This window comes from Pseudomonas sp. Z5-35 (assembly GCF_051131945.1).
Lineage (GTDB): Bacteria > Pseudomonadota > Gammaproteobacteria > Pseudomonadales > Pseudomonadaceae > Aquipseudomonas > Aquipseudomonas marvdashtae.
This window is the reverse complement of sequence record NZ_CP071640.1, coordinates 2904337-2921437: the sequence shown is the minus strand read 5'-3', so window position 1 is coordinate 2921437 and position 17101 is coordinate 2904337. Positions and strand designations below refer to the sequence as shown.

At 60.3% G+C, this 17101-nt stretch carries 14 protein-coding genes; 5 read left to right on the top strand and 9 right to left on the bottom strand.

Annotation, left to right across the window (positions count from 1 at the left end):
- Window positions 1-2: 2 nt before the first annotated feature.
- From xylB to J3P95_RS13345, 9 genes are all read right to left on the bottom strand, one after another.
- A complete protein-coding gene (xylB, locus tag J3P95_RS13385) occupies window positions 3-1490 on the bottom strand; it encodes a xylulokinase (protein ID WP_434581015.1) in 1488 nt (495 codons plus the stop codon).
- Window positions 1491-1575: 85 nt separating this feature from the next.
- Window positions 1576-3057 carry a mannitol dehydrogenase family protein gene (locus J3P95_RS13380; RefSeq protein WP_434581017.1) on the bottom strand — a complete coding sequence of 494 codons (1482 nt, stop codon included), beginning with the start codon at window positions 3055-3057 and terminating at the stop codon, window positions 1576-1578.
- A gap of 16 nt (window positions 3058-3073) precedes the next feature.
- Entirely contained in the window at window positions 3074-4177 is a 1104-nt protein-coding gene (locus J3P95_RS13375; protein WP_434557318.1) for an ABC transporter ATP-binding protein, read from the bottom strand.
- 38 nt (window positions 4178-4215) lie between these two features.
- Window positions 4216-5046, bottom strand: a complete 831-nt coding sequence (locus J3P95_RS13370) for a carbohydrate ABC transporter permease (protein ID WP_434557317.1) — start codon at window positions 5044-5046, stop codon at window positions 4216-4218.
- A 10-nt stretch (window positions 5047-5056) separates the two neighbouring features.
- On the bottom strand, window positions 5057-5992 hold the full coding sequence (locus tag J3P95_RS13365) for a carbohydrate ABC transporter permease (RefSeq protein WP_434557316.1): 936 nt from the start codon (window positions 5990-5992) through the stop codon (window positions 5057-5059).
- A gap of 77 nt (window positions 5993-6069) precedes the next feature.
- Complete coding sequence (locus J3P95_RS13360; protein WP_434557315.1) at window positions 6070-7380, bottom strand: ABC transporter substrate-binding protein; 1311 nt, start codon at window positions 7378-7380, stop codon at window positions 6070-6072.
- A gap of 167 nt (window positions 7381-7547) precedes the next feature.
- The gene (locus J3P95_RS13355) at window positions 7548-8453 is read right to left on the bottom strand and encodes an AraC family transcriptional regulator (RefSeq protein ID WP_434557314.1); all 906 of its coding nucleotides are present in this window, start codon (window positions 8451-8453) and stop codon (window positions 7548-7550) included.
- A gap of 93 nt (window positions 8454-8546) precedes the next feature.
- A complete protein-coding gene (locus J3P95_RS13350; protein ID WP_434581019.1) occupies window positions 8547-9839 on the bottom strand; it encodes a glycosyltransferase in 1293 nt (430 codons plus the stop codon).
- A gap of 75 nt (window positions 9840-9914) precedes the next feature.
- The gene (locus tag J3P95_RS13345; protein ID WP_434581210.1) at window positions 9915-10220 is read right to left on the bottom strand and encodes a response regulator; all 306 of its coding nucleotides are present in this window, start codon (window positions 10218-10220) and stop codon (window positions 9915-9917) included.
- Between the two features lie 327 nt (window positions 10221-10547).
- On the opposite strand from J3P95_RS13345, the gene J3P95_RS13340 reads away from it, so the two are divergent.
- The 5 genes from J3P95_RS13340 to J3P95_RS13320 are packed head-to-tail and all read left to right on the top strand — an operon-like array spanning window position 10548 to window position 17067.
- Window positions 10548-14027: a response regulator gene (locus J3P95_RS13340; protein ID WP_434581021.1), complete on the top strand. Its 3480-nt coding sequence runs from the start codon at window positions 10548-10550 to the stop codon at window positions 14025-14027.
- The gene (locus J3P95_RS13335; protein WP_434557310.1) at window positions 14027-14842 is read left to right on the top strand and encodes a CheR family methyltransferase; all 816 of its coding nucleotides are present in this window, start codon (window positions 14027-14029) and stop codon (window positions 14840-14842) included. Before J3P95_RS13340 ends, J3P95_RS13335 begins: the two co-directional genes overlap by 1 nt.
- Window positions 14839-15426, top strand: coding sequence for a chemotaxis protein CheB (locus J3P95_RS13330; protein WP_434581022.1), 588 nt, complete (start codon window positions 14839-14841; stop codon window positions 15424-15426). Before J3P95_RS13335 ends, J3P95_RS13330 begins: the two co-directional genes overlap by 4 nt.
- A 5-nt stretch (window positions 15427-15431) precedes the next feature.
- Entirely contained in the window at window positions 15432-16697 is a 1266-nt protein-coding gene (locus J3P95_RS13325; RefSeq protein WP_434557308.1) for a hybrid sensor histidine kinase/response regulator, read from the top strand.
- Window positions 16690-17067: a response regulator gene (locus tag J3P95_RS13320; RefSeq protein ID WP_186610250.1), complete on the top strand. Its 378-nt coding sequence runs from the start codon at window positions 16690-16692 to the stop codon at window positions 17065-17067. Before J3P95_RS13325 ends, J3P95_RS13320 begins: the two co-directional genes overlap by 8 nt.
- The last annotated feature ends 34 nt before the right edge of the window (window positions 17068-17101 follow it).

Genomic DNA, 17101 nt, shown 5'->3' with positions numbered 1-17101 from the left:
TCTCAAAGGGTTGCGACGTGTCGCCGATAAAGTGCATAAGCTTGTTGGGACGCCGCGACCTGTTCGGCGATGGGCCGGGTTTCGCTGGCCGGGTCGAGCTTGACGCAACGCTGGCACAGTTCAGCCAACTGTTCTTGCGCGCCGCCATGGCACCAGGCCGCCTGGATCGCCCCGCCCAGGGCAGCCGCTTCGCTCTGTTCGGTGCAGATGACCGTGGTGTCCATGATATCGGCGACGATCTGCCTCCAGACCGGGCTCTTCGAGCCGCCGCCGATCAGGCGAATGCTCTGCGCCTCGAGCCCATTGGCTCTCAGTAGGTCAAGGCCGTAACGCAGGCCGAAGGTCGTGCCTTCGACCACAGCGCGGCATAGATTGGGCCGGGTCAGGTTGGTGGACGTCAGGCCCAGCAGGCTGCCGGTGGCGTTCGGCAGGGCGGGGACTCGCTCGCCGTTGAGGAACGGCAGCATGCAGACGCCTTCGGCACCGATCGGCGCTTGGGTGACCAAGCTATTGAACGCGTCGAGGTCCAAGTCCAACAACTCACGCAGCGCCCCGGTGGCGTTGGTCAGGTTCATGGTGCAGATCAGTGGCAACCAGCCGCCGCTGGAAGAACAGAACGTTGCCACCGACGCCTGCGGGCTGACCACGGGCTCCGCCGCATAGGCATACACCGTGCCGGAGGAGCCGAGGCTCATGGTGATCACGCCGGGCTGGATATTGCCCGTGCCGATCGCGCCCATCATATTGTCGCCGCCACCGCTGGCCACCACGGCCTCGGGGTTCAAGCCAAGGTGCGCGGCAATCTCCGGCAGAATCCTGCCGACCGGCTGATGGGCCTCGATCAATTCCGGCAAGGCCGATTGCAGGCGTCCGCTGGGGTCGATATGTCGCAGCAGATCCGTGTCCCATTGGCGGGTGCGCACGTTGAAATAGCCGGTGCCCGAGGCATCGCCATATTCGCTGCAATGGCGGCCGGTCAGCCAGTAATTGAGGAAGTCGTGAGGCAGCAGGGCGCTGGCGATGCGTTCGAATACTTGCGGATGCTGTTCCTGGGTCCAGAGCAATTTGGAAACCGTATATCCCGGAGCGATCACCACGCCGAGACGCTCCAGGGAGCCACTTTCACCGCCGAGGTGCGCCAGGAGTCGATCGTTTTGCGCGGTCGTCTCGGTGTCGCACCACAGCTTGGCCGGGCGCAGGACCTGGCCCTGGTCATCGAGCAGCACCAGGCCATGCTGCTGGCCGGATACGCCGATGCCGAGGATCGCCTGGCCATCGACTCCGGCGGCCGACAACGCCTGCCGAGTAGCCTGGGTGAACGCGTCGAGCCATTGCTGGGTGTCTTGTTCGCGACGGCCGTTGGCGCCGCTGATCATGCTGTGTGCTGCGGAACCATGGCCAAGTACCTGGCCGCTGATCGCATCCAGGATCAGCGCCTTGGTGCCTTGGGTGCCGCAGTCGATGCCCAGGAACAGTTGTTGGTTTGCCATGGAAATCCTCGGAACAAAGAACAAAACACAAAACCTGCGTGGCGAGGGAGCAAGCTCCCTCGCCACAAGAGCGGAGCGTGCCCGCTCAGTCCGTGTCAGCGAGGATTCGTTCCAGCGTTCGCGTCACCCCATGCTCGCGCAAACTGTTGCAGCACCATTCGAATGCTGCCACGAACTCGGGCGAACGGGGGATCGCCGTGCCAAAAATTTCTTCCACCTCCAGCACCCGCTGGGTCACCAGCACGTCGTCGGCGACCAGCGCCTGGCAGAACGCCGCTCGTGGGTCGGGAATCGAATAGCTCACGCCATTCTCGTCCACGCCCTTCAGGTACACCGCCCAGGCCGCCACCACCAGCGCGGCGCGGCGGGTTTCGGCGCCGTCGGCGATCAAGCGGTTAATGGTCGGCACGGTGAATTTCGGAAACTTCGAGGAGCCGTCCGAACAGACCCGCTCCAACTGGTCGGCGATGGCTTGGTTGGAGAAGCGCTCCACCAGGGTATTCTTGTATTCGCTCAGGTCGATGCCCGGTACCGGCGCCAGTTGCGGTGTCACATCCAGGTCCATGTAGGCGCGCATATAGCGCACGAACAGCGGGTCGTTCATGGTTTCATGGACGAAGCGATAGCCCTTGAGAAATCCCAGATAGGTCAAGGCGAGATGGCTACCGTTGAGCAGCTTGATCTTCATCTCCTCATAGGGCGAAACGTCATCGGTGAACTGCACCCCGACCTTCTCCCAGGCCGGGCGACCGCTGACGAATTTGTCTTCCAGCACCCACTGCACAAAGGGTTCGCAGACCACCGGCCAGGCGTCATCGATGCCATGTTCGTCATGCAGCTGCAAGCGATGGGCGCTGCTGGTCATCGGCGTGATCCGGTCGACCATGGCGTTGGGAAAGCTTACGTTCTGGTCGATCCACCGTCCCAGCTCAGGGTCACGCAGCGCGGCGAAGGCCAGCAGCGCCTTGCGCGTGACCGCGCCGTTGTGGGGCAGGTTGTCGCAGGACATCAGGGTGAACGCCGGCGTCCCCAAGGCGCGGCGCTTGGCCAGGGCTGCGCAGAGGAAACCGAACACCGTGGTCGGCTGGTCCGGATGGGCCAGGTCGTGCTCGATCTGCGGCAGGTGGGCCATGAACTCGCCGTTGCTGTCGTCGATGCAGTAACCGCCCTCGGTGATGGTCAACGAGACAATGCGGATTTGCGGGTCGGCCAGTTTGTCGATCAGCGCACGGGCGCCGTCTTCGGCCAGCAGCATGTCGGCGATGGCGCCGATCACCCGCACTTCGGTGTCATCGGTGTCGCCCAGTTCGTAGAGGGTGAACAGGTAGTCCTGGCCGGCCAGGTCGTCCCGGGCGCGGCGGTCTTCGGCGCGCAGGCCCACGCCACAAATAGCCCAGTCAAGGCCTTCGCCGGTGTTCATCAGTGCATCGGTGTAATACGCCTGGTGCGCACGGTGGAAACCGCCGACGCCGATGTGGACGATGCCCTGGCGACGGTCGCTCAGGTTATAGGCGGGCAGGGCGACCTCGGCGTTAAGGTTGTGCAGGTTCTGTCGGTTGAGTTTCATCGCAAAATCTCGGCAATCAGGCGGCAGCGCGCAGGGCACGGGTGACCGCTACGCCTTCGGCATCGAATAAATGGCAGTGTTCGGCGTCCAGGTGCAGCTCCAATTGCTCGCCGAAACGGCTCGCCAGGTCGCCGCGCACGCGCATCGTCAAGGCTTCGCCGGAGGCGGTGACGACGTGGCAGAAGGTGTCGCTGCCCAGCCGCTCGCTGACGTCGGCGGTGACTCGCAGCGTGCAATCGCCCGGTTGCGCCAGGTTCAGGTGTTCCGGGCGAATGCCCAAGGTTACTGCGCCGCCAACGCTCAGGCTTGTACCACTCAACGGCAGGTTGATCCGCGTCCCGGCGTCCAGCAGGACTTCGCAACCCTGGCCGTCCAGTGCGGTGACCTTGCCCTTGAGGAAACCCATTTTTGGCGTGCCGAGGAACCCGGCCACGAAGAGGTTGGCGGGCTGGTGATACAGGTCCAGCGGCGAGCCGACCTGCTCGATGCGCCCGCCGTTGAGCACCACCACTTTGTCGGCCAGGGTCATGGCTTCAACTTGGTCGTGGGTCACGTAGATCATGGTGGCCTGCAGCTCTTTATGCAGGCGCGCCAGCTCCAGGCGCATCTGCACGCGCAGGGCGGCGTCGAGGTTGGACAGCGGTTCGTCGAACAGAAAAATTTTCGGGTTACGCACGATGGCTCGGCCAATGGCCACGCGTTGGCGCTGGCCGCCGGACAATTGCTTGGGCTTGCGCTCCAGCATCGGCCCCAGCTCGAGGATGCGCGCCGCTTCGTTGACTTTCTTCTCGACCTCGGCCTTGGGCACGCCGGCCAGGTCCAGCGCGAAGGACATGTTCTTGCGCACGCTCATGTGCGGGTACAGGGCATAGGTCTGGAACACCATCGCCAGGTCGCGCTTGGCCGGGCTGACTTCGGTGATGTCCCGGCCGTCCAGTTCGATGGTGCCGTCGCTGACTTCTTCGAGGCCGGCAATCAGGCGCAGCAAGGTGGACTTGCCACAGCCGGACGGGCCGACAAAGACCACGAATTCCCGGTCGTTCACTTCAAGGTCGATGCCCTTGATGATGGAGAAGCCTTCGAAGCCTTTTTGCAGATTCTTGATTTTCAGGTTGGCCATGATGATGGGCCTCCGCTTCTGATAACTGGGTGGGCGCGTTACTTCACAGCGCCGAAGGACAAACCGCGCACCAGCTGTTTCTGGCTGATCCAGCCAAAAATCAGGATCGGCGCGCAGGCCAGGGTCGAGACGGCCGACAATTTGGCCCAGAACAAACCTTCAGGACTGGAGTAAGAGGCGATCAGCGCCGTCAGTGGCGCAGCTTTGGATGAGGTGAGGTTCAGCGACCAGAACGCCTCGTTCCAGCACAGGATCAACGACAACAACACGGTCGACGCCAAGCCGCCCTTGGCGATCGGCAGCAGCACGCGGATCATCTCCTGCCAGAGCGTGGCGCCATCCAGGCGTGCGGCTTCGAGGATGTCGCGGGGAATGTCCTTGAAGTAGGTGTAAATCATCCAGACCACGATCGGCAGGTTGATCAGCGTGTAGATGATGATCAGCGCAATGCGCGTGTCCAACAGGCCAAAACTCTTGGCCAGCAGATAGATCGGCATCAGCACGCCCACCGGCGGCAGCATCTTGGTGGAGAGCATCCACAGCAAGGTGCCCTTGGTGCGCTGGGTTTCGTAGAACGCCATGGAGTAGGCTGCCGGCACCGCGATCAACAGGCAAAGGGCCGTGGCGCTGAAAGAAATCACCACCGAGTTCCAGGCGAAGCTGAAGTAGTTGCTGCGCTCGTTGATGTGCAGGTAGTTCTCCAGTGTCGGCATGAAGACGAACTGCGGCGGGGTGGCGAACGCATCGATTTCGGTCTTGAAGCTGGTCAGCACCATCCAGAAGATCGGAAAGAAGATCAGGATCGCGATGGCCCAGGCCAGCGTGCCCAGCAGCAGGCTTTGCAGGCGACGGGATTGTTGAAGAGTCATGGCGACGGCCTCAGTTCTTGTCGGTGAGGTTTTTGCCGATCATCCGCACGAGGATGATGGCGGCGATGTTGGCGATCACCACGGCGATCAAACCACCGGCCGACGCCATGCCGACGTCGAACTGCACCAGCGCCTGGTTGTAGATCAGGTAGGCGAGGTTGGTCGAGGCGTAGCCGGGACCACCGTTGGTGGTGGTGAAGATTTCGGCGAACACCGACAGCAGGAAAATCGTCTCGATCATCAGCACGACGGCAATCGGTCGCGCCAGGTGCGGCAGGGTCAGGTGCCAGAAGATCGCGATCGGGCCGGCACCGTCCAGGCGGGCGGCTTCTTTCTGTTCCTGGTCGAGGGATTGCATGGCGGTCATCAGGATCAGGATCGCGAAGGGCAGCCATTGCCACGACACGATGATAATGATCGACAGCAGCGGGTAATGCGCCAGCCAGTCCACCGGCTGCGCGCCGAACAGTTTCCAGACCGAGGCGAGGATTCCGGAGACCGGGTGGAAAATCAGGTTTTTCCAGATCAGCGCGCCCACGGTTGGCATGATGAAGAACGGCGAGATCAGCAACACCCGCACGATCCCACGACCGAAAAACTCACTGGCCTCCAGCAGGGCGCTGATCAACACCCCGAGGACAATACTGATCAGCAGCACGCTGCCCACCAGCACCAGGGTGTTGGTGGCGCCGGGCATGAAGCCCGAGTCGGTCAGGAAGTAAGTGAAGTTCTCCAGCCCGACGAATTGGTTTTCGCCGGGGTAGAGCAGGTTGTAGCGGATCATCGAGAAGTAGACGGTCATGCCCAGCGGCACGATCATCCACAGCAGCAGCAAGGCGACCGAAGGGCTGACCAGGAACCAGCCGGGGTTTGCCACACGGACCTTGCGTGCCGGCGGCGGGGCTATTTCGATGGGGGCTTTGACTGTCGTTGTCGAGGTATTCATGTCGATCACTCGTTATGCACGCATTCCCTGTGGCGAGGGAGCAAAGTCCCTCGCCACAAATGGATGTTTACAAGCCTTTACTTGGGATACCCGGCGCGCTTCATTTCCCGTTCGGTGGTGGACTGCGCTGCGGTCAATGCCTGGTCCACGGTCTGCTGGCCGGTCAGCGCGCCCGAGAAGAATTTGCCCACTTGGGTGCCGATGGCCTGGAATTCGGGAATGGTCACCAACTGAATGCCGATGTAGGGCACGGGCTTGAGCGTTGGAGCCTTCGGGTCGGCGACCTTCAACGATTCCAGCGTCACCTTGGCAAACGGCGCGGCCTTCATGTACTCCTCGCTGTAGGTTGAGGCGCGGGTTCCTGGCGGTACGTTGGCAATGCCGTCGGTCTTGGCGACCAATTGGCCGTACTCCTTGGACGTTGCCCAAGTAGTGAAGACCTTGGCCGCTTCCTTGGCTTTGGAGCTGGTCGGAATGGCCAGCGACCAGGAGTACATCCACGAGCTGCCCTTGTCGGTTTTCTCGTGGGGGGCGAAGGTGAAACCAACGTTGTCGGCGACCTTGCTCTGGGTCTTGTCGGTGACGAACGAACCGGCGACGCTGGCATCGACCCAGATCGCGCATTTGCCGCTGTTGAACAGCGCCAGGTTTTCATTGAAACCGTTGCTGGAAGCGCCCGGCGGGCCGGATTTCTTCATGTTGTCAACGTAGAAGTTCAGTGCATCTTTCCACTCGGGCCCATTGAATTCGGGCTGCCACTTCTCATCGAACCAGCGCGCCCCAAAACCGTTGGCCAGGGTGGTAATGAGCGCCATGTTCTCGCCCCAGCCGGCTTTGCCCCGCAGGCACAAGCCATATTGTTCCTTGGATTTGTCGGTGAGCTTTCCTGCGAACTCACCGATCTGGGTCCAGGTTGGGTGTTCGGGCATGGTCAGCCCGGCGTTCTTGAACAGGTCGGTGCGGTAATAGGTGATCGAGCTCTCAGCGTAGAACGGCAGGGCGTACAGCGAACCCTTGACCGACAAGCCATCGCGCACGGAAGGGAAGACGTCGTCCAGGTCGTAGGAGGCCGGTAAATCCTTCATCGGTTCCAGCCAGCCCTTGGCGCCCCAAAGTGCAGCTTCGTACATGCCAATGGTCAGCACGTCGAACTGTCCGCCCTGGGTGGCGATGTCGGTGGTCAGGCGTTGACGCAGTACGTTTTCTTCAAGCACCACCCAGTTCAGCGTGATGTCCGGGTGCTCGGCCTCGAAGGTTTTCGAGAGCTTTTGCATGCGGATCATGTCGCTGTTGTTGACGGTGGCAATGGTCAGAGTCTGTGCGCCGAAGCTGACGCTACTGAGGGTCATGCAGGTGGAGACAAGCAGAGCTTTTACCGAAGGTTTCATCGCGCACTCCTTTTCCGCGCCCACGGGCTGCAGAAGGACAGTTATTGTTTTTGTGTCTTCCGGATGAGGGGAAGAATGTGCGCTGATTACAGCCTTCAATGGGCGGCGTGACAAATCATTCGTCGCACTTTTACTGATACTATTTTGCACTGGATCTCGAAAAGATCTCAGCCCTGGTTCTGCTCGGTCAACCGCTGCACCGCCAGCCGCCGGTAATGGGAGGGGGTCATGCCCTTGAGTTGCTGGAAGCGTCGGTTGAAGTTGGAAATATTATTGAAGCCCGACTCGAAACACACATCGGTCACCGGTTTGTCGCCGTCGGCCAGCAGTTCGCAGGATTTGCTGATGCGCAGTCGATTGACGAATTCGATGAAGCAGCGGCCGGTGGCTTGCTTGAAGACGCGGCTGAAATAGGTGGGTTTCATGCCCAGGTGCTCGGCGACTTCTTCCAGGGACAGTTCCCGGGCGTAGTGGGCGAAGATGTAATCCACCGCCCGGTTGGTACGGTCAATGCTGTGTTCGTCCGCCGCCTGTGGACTGGTGGCGCCGGACAGCAATTGGTAATCATCGCAGGCCGCCAGCAACTCCATCAGGATGAAGAAATAGCCCAGCCGGCTCATGCCGTGGGCATCGGCGATGCGTTGCATCAAGGTCATGGCCTGGCGGATGGTGCGCTTGCAGCGAAACTCGATGCCGTGCTGGGCACGTTCGAGCAGCGGGGCGAGGGTCTTGAGCTCGGCAAACACCTGGTTACCGCTTTCGAACAGCTCATCGGTGAAGTTCACCAGCATGTCGCGCTTGGGCACTACTTCGTCCTCGGCCACCTGGCTGATCCAGTTATGGGGCAGGTTGGGGCCGGTGAGGAACAGCGACTGCGGGGAAAAATTGCCGATGTAGTCGCCGATGAAGACCTTGCCCGAACTGGCGACGATCAGGTGCAGCTCGTATTCCTTATGGAAATGCCAGCGCACCAACGGGCAGGGAAAACCGTGCTGGCGGTAGATGATGGACAGCCCGTTGTGGTCGTCCATCAACTCGTAGGAGGGGTCGGTGACTCTCGCTGTTCGGGTCATGTGCCTGGCGCTTTTGTTGTTATCGCCGCTGATAATGCCCCCTAAGCCCGGCAGGTTCCAGCCCCGTCACAGGTTGCTTGAAGCAGCTCGTCATCAACTGTTGCGGTTTTTTTCCTCGATCCACTGGGCCATGTACTGGGTGCTCTTGTGTTGATGATGGCGGAGCATGCTGCCGGTGAAGTTGTCCCGGCGTCGTCGCGCAAGATCGGCGCGGCAGGCCTTGATGCTGTCAATCAACGCCGGGCCGTGGACCTCCCTGCGAAAACGCTCCGCGAGCAAGGCCAGTCCCGCCTCCTGGGCAGCGGCCCAACGCGTCGGGTCGCCGTACAACTGCACGGCTGCGTTGGCGATGTCTTCGGCAGTTTGCGCGATTGCCCCGGGCCAGGGCATGCCACCGTGCATGGCCTCGGCGCCGATGGGGGTGGTGACGCTGGGCGTGCCGCACAGCATGGCTTCGATCAGTTTGCCCTTGATGCCTGCGCCGAAACGCAATGGCGCCAGGCAGATGCGTGCCGCCGACATGACCTGCAAGGCATCTTCGGCCCAGTTCATGATGTGGAATCCCTGCGCCGGATTGTGCAGCGCCGCCGCCTTGGGCGGAGTGTAGGCGCCATAGAGGTGCAGCTGCGCGCCGGGCAATCGCTGGCGAATCAGCGGCCAGACGGCGTTTTTCATCCAGAGCACGGCGTCCCAGTTCGGTGCATGGCGGAAGTTGCCAATACTGAGAAAATGCGCCCGTTCTTCGAACGGCGCACAGGTTTTATCGGGCAGATCCAGCATCAATGGGCACCAGAGCAACAATTCACGGGGTACCTTGAAGTGTTCCACCAACAGTTCGATCTCGACCTCAGACACCATCAGGTTCAGGTCGCAACGATACAGGGCGGCGATTTCCCGCTTGGCCAGGTCGGTGTCGGCCATCAGCTCGAATTCCTCGCGCAGCGCCGGGGCGAAGAGGTCGCTGAAATCCTGGGACGACTCGTCGGCCTTCAAGCGATCTTTCAAGCGTTGATGCCGGGCGTGACGCAGGCTTTGCAGGTCGGACGTTTCCAAGACACGCAGGGCGCCGGGGCAGCATTTCTCGACCCTCCAGCCGAACTGTTCTTCCATCATGAACTGGTCGAACAGGACGATGTCCGGCGCCAGCTCCTGAATGAAAGCGTCGAAGCTGCTGTTATTGAGCTCGATCGGTACTTCGCGAATGCCCAAGGCCAGCAGATCGGCGCGGTTTTCGCCAGGCTTGGCCGGGCTGCTGAAGGTCATCTCCCAGCCTTCGCCGAGAAACGCTTCCAGTAGCTGCATGACATGCCCGCCGGCCGCCGATGAGCGTGGCTCGGGCCAGACATAGCCGATCACCAGGACCTTGGTGGCGATGGGGTGGAACATGACGGGCATTCCTTGTTGCGGATCAGGCGCAGTCGGCGCGCGGGGCGCCGATAGTGACCAAGAATGCGCCCGGGCTCAAGAAAGAATCTTTTTGACCTTGTCGCGCAACTGGTCGATGGAGAAGGGCTTGCCGATTACGTTCATGCCTTCGGGCACGTCAATGCTTTCGGCATAACCGCTGGCGAACAGGATCGGCAACCCCGGCCGTACACCGCGAGCCTGTTTCGCCAACTCGCGACCGTCCATGATCGGCAGGCCGACGTCGGTCATCATAAGGGCGATGGGCTGCGTGTCGTTGCGCAGAAAAGCCAACGCCTGTTCGCAGCCATCCGCCTCCAGCACCTTGTATTCCAGTTCTTCCAGCACATCGACAATCAGCATGCGCACGATGCTGTCGTCTTCGACTACCAGGATGGTGGAGGGGGTGTCAGAAGTGGGGACGGACATAATAGACTTCTCGGAGGATGGGATCAGGAGGGGCCAGCAACGAACCGGCCGTATGCATGAGTAAGTTTCGAGGCGGCACAAGTTCCCGAACCTGTACAAGAAAGGATCTATAGTACAAGAGCTGACAAGGATAGTCGCATCCTTACAACCCCCGGTGTATCGCCATGGGATTTGCGTCCTTGAATTGTCAGAAATGTGGATCCAGCCCAGCTTTTTGGGCACACTCCATGACTTTCAACTGTCCACCAAGGCCTTTTTTCCATGACCCCTTCGTCTTCGGTTGACGAGCAAAGTTTTCGCAAGCTCCTGGCCCGCAATATCAGCCTGCCTTTAGGCATGGGCGCCCTCAGCGCGGTGTTTTTCATTGTGCTGATCACTTACCTGCTGTCGGTAATCCAGTGGGTCGGCCACACCGATCGGGTGATCAATAACGCCAATGAAGCGCTGAAGTTGAGCGTTGACCTGGAAACGGGCATGCGCGGCTACCTGTTGAGCGGCGACGAGCATTTTCTCGACCCTTATGAAGTTGCCAAGCCACGGATCGCGGTGGCGCTGGATACATTGTTGGAACTGACAGCCGATAACCCGGTGCAAACTGATCGTTTGCACCGGATCCAGGCGCTGCAAGTAGAGTGGGCCAATTACGCGCAGAGCATGATCGATCTGCAGCGCAGCAGTGGCGATTACCGGGGTGCGCTCAAGGCTGGGCGTGGCAAGCGGTTGACCGACGAGATACGCAAGACGTTCGAGGACGTCGTCGAAACCGAGCAGCAACTGCGCGCCGAGCGCAACGACGAGGTGCGCACCACCACGGTCTGGAGCATTGCCCTGTATCTGCTGTTTGTCGCCGCTGTCAGCGGGCTGCTGGCCTATGTCGGTCGCCGCGACCTGCTGACGTTGTCCGGCAACTACAGCGCCAGCCTGAAAGTCCAGCAGCAAAGTGCCTTGCGCCTGGAGAAGCAGGCCTGGTTGCGCAATGGGCAGACGCAGTTGGCCGAGCAGGTCCTGGGACAACTGACCTTGAGTCTGTTGGGGCGCAATATCCTGCAGTTCTGTGCCCAGTACCTGGGAACCGTAGTCGCCGCGCTTTATGCGCGGGAAGAAAATGGCGTCCTCAAGCGCATTGCCACTTATGGCATGTCCCGGGAGGACGACGAGCAGGAGCAAATGATCCTCCACGGCGAAGGCATCGTCGGGCAGGCCGTGCAGCAAGGACGCTTGATCCGCCTGGACGACGTGCCACGCGATTATCTCAAGATCAGCTCGGGGCTTGGCCAAGGTTTGCCCAACTGCGTATTGGTGGTGCCAACCCGTGACGACGACCGGATCAACGGGGTCATTGAGCTGGGTTTCCTGCGGCCACTGACCGAGCGCGATCTTGAACTGCTGGAATTGATTGCCGGCAACATTGGCACGTCCATCGAGGCAGCCCGTTATCGCCAGCGCCTGCAGGAAGTACTGGCTGAGACGCAGCAACTGAACGAAGAGCTGCAAGTGCAGCAGGAAGAGCTCAAGACCGCCAACGAGGAGCTGGAAGAACAGTCACGGATCCTCAAGGAATCCCAGGCTCACCTGGAAGCCCAGCAACAGGAACTGGAGCAGACCAATGAGCAACTGGCCGAACAGCGCGACGCCATGGACCAGAAAAACAGCGAGCTGAACCTGGCGCAGATCCAGTTGCAGGAGCGTGCCGAAGAGCTGCAGCGTTCGAGCAAATACAAATCCGAGTTCCTGGCCAATATGTCCCATGAGCTGCGCACGCCGCTCAACAGTTCGCTGATCCTCTCCAAACTGCTGGCGGAGAACCCGCACAACAACCTCAGCGAGGAACAGGTCAAGTTCGCCGAATCGATCTATTCCGCGGGCAATGATTTGCTGAACCTGATCAACGACATCCTCGACATTTCCAAGGTCGAGGCCGGAAAACTCGAAGTGCGCCCGGAAAATACCAGCGTGCCGCGCCTGGTGGAAGGGCTCCAGGCTATGTTCAAGCCGCTGACGGCTGAAAAAGGCCTGGCGTTTGAAGTGCAGATAATGCCGGACGCGCCGGCGATGCTGTACACCGATCGCCAGCGTCTTGAGCAAGTGCTCAAGAACCTGCTGTCCAACGCGGTGAAGTTCACCGAGCAGGGCTCTGTCATGCTTTCGGTGACCGGCCAGCCGGGTTCGGGTATCGCGTTCATGGTGCGTGATTCGGGAATAGGCATTGCGCCCGATCAGCAGCAGAGTATTTTCGAGGCGTTCCGCCAGGCTGATGGCACCACCAATCGCCGCTATGGCGGCACCGGGTTGGGCCTGTCGATTTCCCGGGACCTGGCTGCCTTGCTTGGCGGTTCGATCTCGGTTGTCAGCGAGCCGGGGAAGGGCAGCGTATTCACTCTGGTATTGCCCGAGCGTTATATCGAGCCCGGCGAGGAGCCCGTGGAGCCAAGGATGTTCGCCCCGGCAACAACCGCGCCAGCGCCAGCCCATGTGCCGACACCGCTGTCCTTGGTCGCTGAAGTGGACCCGCCAGTCCCGCAATTCGCGGACGACCGCGACAAGGCGCCTTTCGCGACCCGCTGCATCCTGGTCATTGAAGACGAACCCAAGTTCGCCCGGATCCTGTTCGACCTCGCCCACGAGCTCGGTTACCAATGCCTGGTGGCCCATGGCGCCGACGAGGGATTTGACCTGGCCCTGCAACTGAGTCCCGACGCGATCCTGTTGGACATGCGCCTGCCGGATCACTCCGGGTTGACCGTGTTGCAGCGCCTCAAGGAACAAGCCCAGACCCGGCACATTCCGGTGCACATCATCTCCGTCGAAGACCGCGTCGAAGCGGCGATGCACATGGGCGCCATCGGTTACGCCGTCAAGCCGACGACCCGGGAGGAACTCAAGGATGTTTTCGCCCGCCTGGAAGCCAAGCTGACCCAGAAGGTCAAGCGGGTGCTGCTGGTGGAAGACGATGATCTGCAGCGCGACAGCATTACCCGCCTGATCGGCGACGATGACATCGAAATCACCGCCGTCGGCCTGGCGCAGCAAGCCCTGGAACTGCTGCGCACCAATGTCTACGACTGCATGATCATCGACCTCAAGTTGCCGGACATGCTCGGCAACGACCTGCTCAAGCGCATGTCCAGCGAGGAGATCTGTTCGTTCCCGCCGGTGATTGTCTACACCGGGCGCAACTTGACCCGCGATGAAGAAGCCGAGCTGCGCAAATATTCGCGCTCGATCATCATCAAGGGCGCGCGCTCGCCGGAGCGCCTGCTGGACGAGGTCACACTCTTTCTGCACAAAGTCGAATCCCGGTTGTCCCATGAAAGACAGCGCATGCTCCAGACTGCCCGCAGCCGCGACAAGGTGTTCGAAGGCCGCAAAGTGTTGTTGGTGGATGACGACGTGCGCAACATTTTCGCCCTGACCAGCGCCCTGGAGGCCAAAGGAGCGGTCGTGGTCATTGGCCGTAACGGATACGAGGCGATCGAGCGCCTGAACGAGGTCGAAGACATCGACTTGGTACTGATGGACGTGATGATGCCCGAGATGGATGGCTTTGAAGCTACCGCGCTGATCCGCAAGGATCCACGCTGGCGCAAACTGCCGATCATCGCCGTGACAGCCAAGGCCATGAAAGATGACCAGGAACGCTGCCTGGCGGCGGGCTCCAACGACTACCTGGCCAAGCCGATCGACCTGGATCGCCTGTTTTCACTGATTCGCGTGTGGTTGCCGAATATGGAAAGAATTTAGTGGAACGTAATACAGACATTGAACTTCGTTTGTTGATTGAAGCGATCTACCTGAAGTACAGCTACGATTTTCGCGACTATTCTGGCGCCTCTATCAAGCGCCGGGTCCTGCACGCGTTGAGCCAGTTCGACTGCAAGACTATTTCAGCCTTGCAGGAGCGGGTGCTGCACGATCCGGGCGCGTTCATGCAGTTGCTGCAACTGCTGACGATTCCTGTCAGCGAGATGTTTCGCGATCCCGCGCATTTCCTGGCGATACGCGAAGAAGTCGTTCCGCTGCTCAGGACCTACCCGTCGATCAAGATCTGGATCGCCGGTTGCAGCACCGGCGAAGAGGTCTATTCGATGGCGATCCTGCTGCGCGAAGAGGGCCTGCTGGACCGCACGCTCATTTACGCAACCGACATCAATCCGCGTTCTTTGGAAAAAGCCAAGCAGGGCATTTTTTCCCTGGAAAACGTCAGGGCCTACACCCAGAATTACCAGCTTGCCGGAGGACGGCTCTCGTTTGCCGATTACTACACGGCGGCCTACGATTACGCCATGTTCGATAAAACCCTGCGCCAGAACGTGACCTTCGCCGATCACAGCCTTGCGACGGACAGTGTGTTTTCCGAAACGCAGTTGATTTCATGTCGTAACGTATTGATTTATTTCAATAAAAAGCTTCAAGATCGCGCCTTTGGACTTTTTCACGAGTCCCTCTGCCATCGTGGCTTCCTGGTACTGGGGAGCAAGGAAACACTCGACTTTTCGGCGTTCGGCAAGCAGTTCGAACCATTGGTCAAACAGGAACGGATCTATCGCAAGTTATGAATCCAGTGACGGACAGATCCAGGCCCATGATCGAGGCCATCGTCGTCGGCGCATCCGCCGGAGGCGTCGAAGCGCTGCTCAAAATCTTCAGCCCGCTGCGCAGGGGCTTTCGCGTGCCCATTCTGGTGGTGTTGCATTTGCCCGACGAGCGCAATAGCCAGCTGGCCCAGGTATTCCGCCACCGCCTTGCGGTACCGGTGGAGGAAGCCCAGGACAAGCAGGACATCAGCCCGGGAACCTTGTATGTCGCGACGCCTGGTTACCATTTGTCGGTCGAAGCTGACCGCAGCCTGTCGTTGAGCCTGGAGGCCCCGGTGCACCATTCGCGACCGTCAATCGATGTGTTGTTCGAGTCGGCGGCCGATGTCTACGGTCCCGACCTGCTGGCGGTGGTGCTGACCGGCGCGAACAGCGACGGGGCCCGCGGCCTGGCCAAGGTCAAGGCGCAGGGCGGCCTTACGATTGTTCAGGACCCGGAGGAGGCGCAGGTTTGCACCATGCCCGAAGCGGCGCTCAGCTTGCATGAGCCCGACCACATCCTAACTTTGCAAGGCATCGGCCAGTTACTGGCCGGGCTGGAATGAACCACATGCCAAGAGATATTCAAGCCAAACTGCTGATCGTCGACGATCTGCCTGAGAATCTGTTGGCCCTGGAAGCGCTGATCAAGCGCGACGACCGCCAAGTCTTCAAGGCGTTGTCGGCCGATGAAGCGCTGTCCCTGCTTTTGCAGCATGACTTTGCCTTGGCAATCATCGATGTGCAGATGCCGGGCATGAACGGGTTCGAACTGGCCGAACTGATGCGCGGCACGGAAAAGACCCGCAGCATTCCCATTATTTTCGTCAGCGCCGCCGGCCGCGAGCGCAACTACGCGTTCACCGGTTATGAAAGTGGCGCGGTGGATTTCTTGCACAAGCCGCTGGACACCCACGCGGTCAAAAGCAAGGTCAACGTGTTCGTCGAGCTCTATCGCCAGCGCAAGGCAATGAAGGAGCAAGTGATTGCCCTCGAGCAGAGCCGTCGGGAGCAGGAGCAGTTGCTCGAGGAGTTGCAAGCCACCCGCAGCGAGCTTGAGCAGGCGGTGCGCATGCGTGACGACTTCATGTCGATCGTCGCTCATGAGGTGCGTACGCCGCTCAATGGCCTGATCCTCGAAACGCAGCTGCGCAAGATGCACCTGGCGCGGGACAACGCCGCGGCCTTCACCTTGGATAAGGTGAAGGCGATGGTGGAGCGCGATGAACGCCAGATCAAAAGCCTGATCCGCTTGATCGAGGACATGCTGGACGTCTCTCGCATTCGAACCGGCAAGCTGTCCATTCGTCCGACCCGCTTCAACTTGACGGCACTGGTGCAAAACCTGGTCCGCAACTTCCAGCCGCAGATCGCCGCTGCCGAATGCACACTGAGCTGCACGGCCGAACCCTCGGTAGAAGGGCAGTGGGATGAGTTCCGCATCGAGCAGGTGGTGTCGAATCTGCTGACGAATGCCCTGCGCTATGGCAGCAAGAGTCCGATTGACGTGCGTGTCTATAAGACGCCCGACCATGCTTGCGTCGAGGTCCAGGACCAGGGCATCGGCATCAGCGAAGAGAATCAGAAGCGCATCTTCCAGCAGTTCGAACGGGTTTCCTCCAAGGCCGCTACGGCGGGCCTTGGGTTGGGCTTGTTCATCTCCGAACAGATTGTTACCGCCCATGGCGGCAGCATCACGGTCGATAGCCGCCTCAACGAAGGGGCGTTGTTTCGCGTTTGTCTGCCTTTTCAGAAAACTGGCGAACGGACGCAACCTCTGAGTGACCCCAGGGTCGTATCAGCAGCTATTGATCCAACAAAGGCTTCTCATGAGTGAAGATGCGCAAGACGTTGTTCTGATCGTCGAGGATGACCCCTCGATCCTGATGGTGCTGTCGGCTTACCTGTCCGGCGAAGGCTATCGCGTGCTGCAGGCTGAAAATGGTGAGCAGGCGTTCGAGATCCTCGCGAGCAAGCCCCATCTGGACATGATGATTACTGACTTCCGCCTGCCCGGCGGCATTTCCGGCGTGCAGATCGCCGAGCCCGCGGTGAGGTTGCGTCCGGACTTGAAGGTCATCTTCATCAGCGGTTACGCCCAGGAAGTGCGCGAGACGGACAGCCCCATTACCCGCAAGGCGCCGATCCTGGACAAGCCGTTTGACTTGGATGTGTTGCAGAAAATCATGCAGCGGATGTTGTCGTAGCTTTTGTATGACTGGGGAGCTGGCTTGTGTCAGC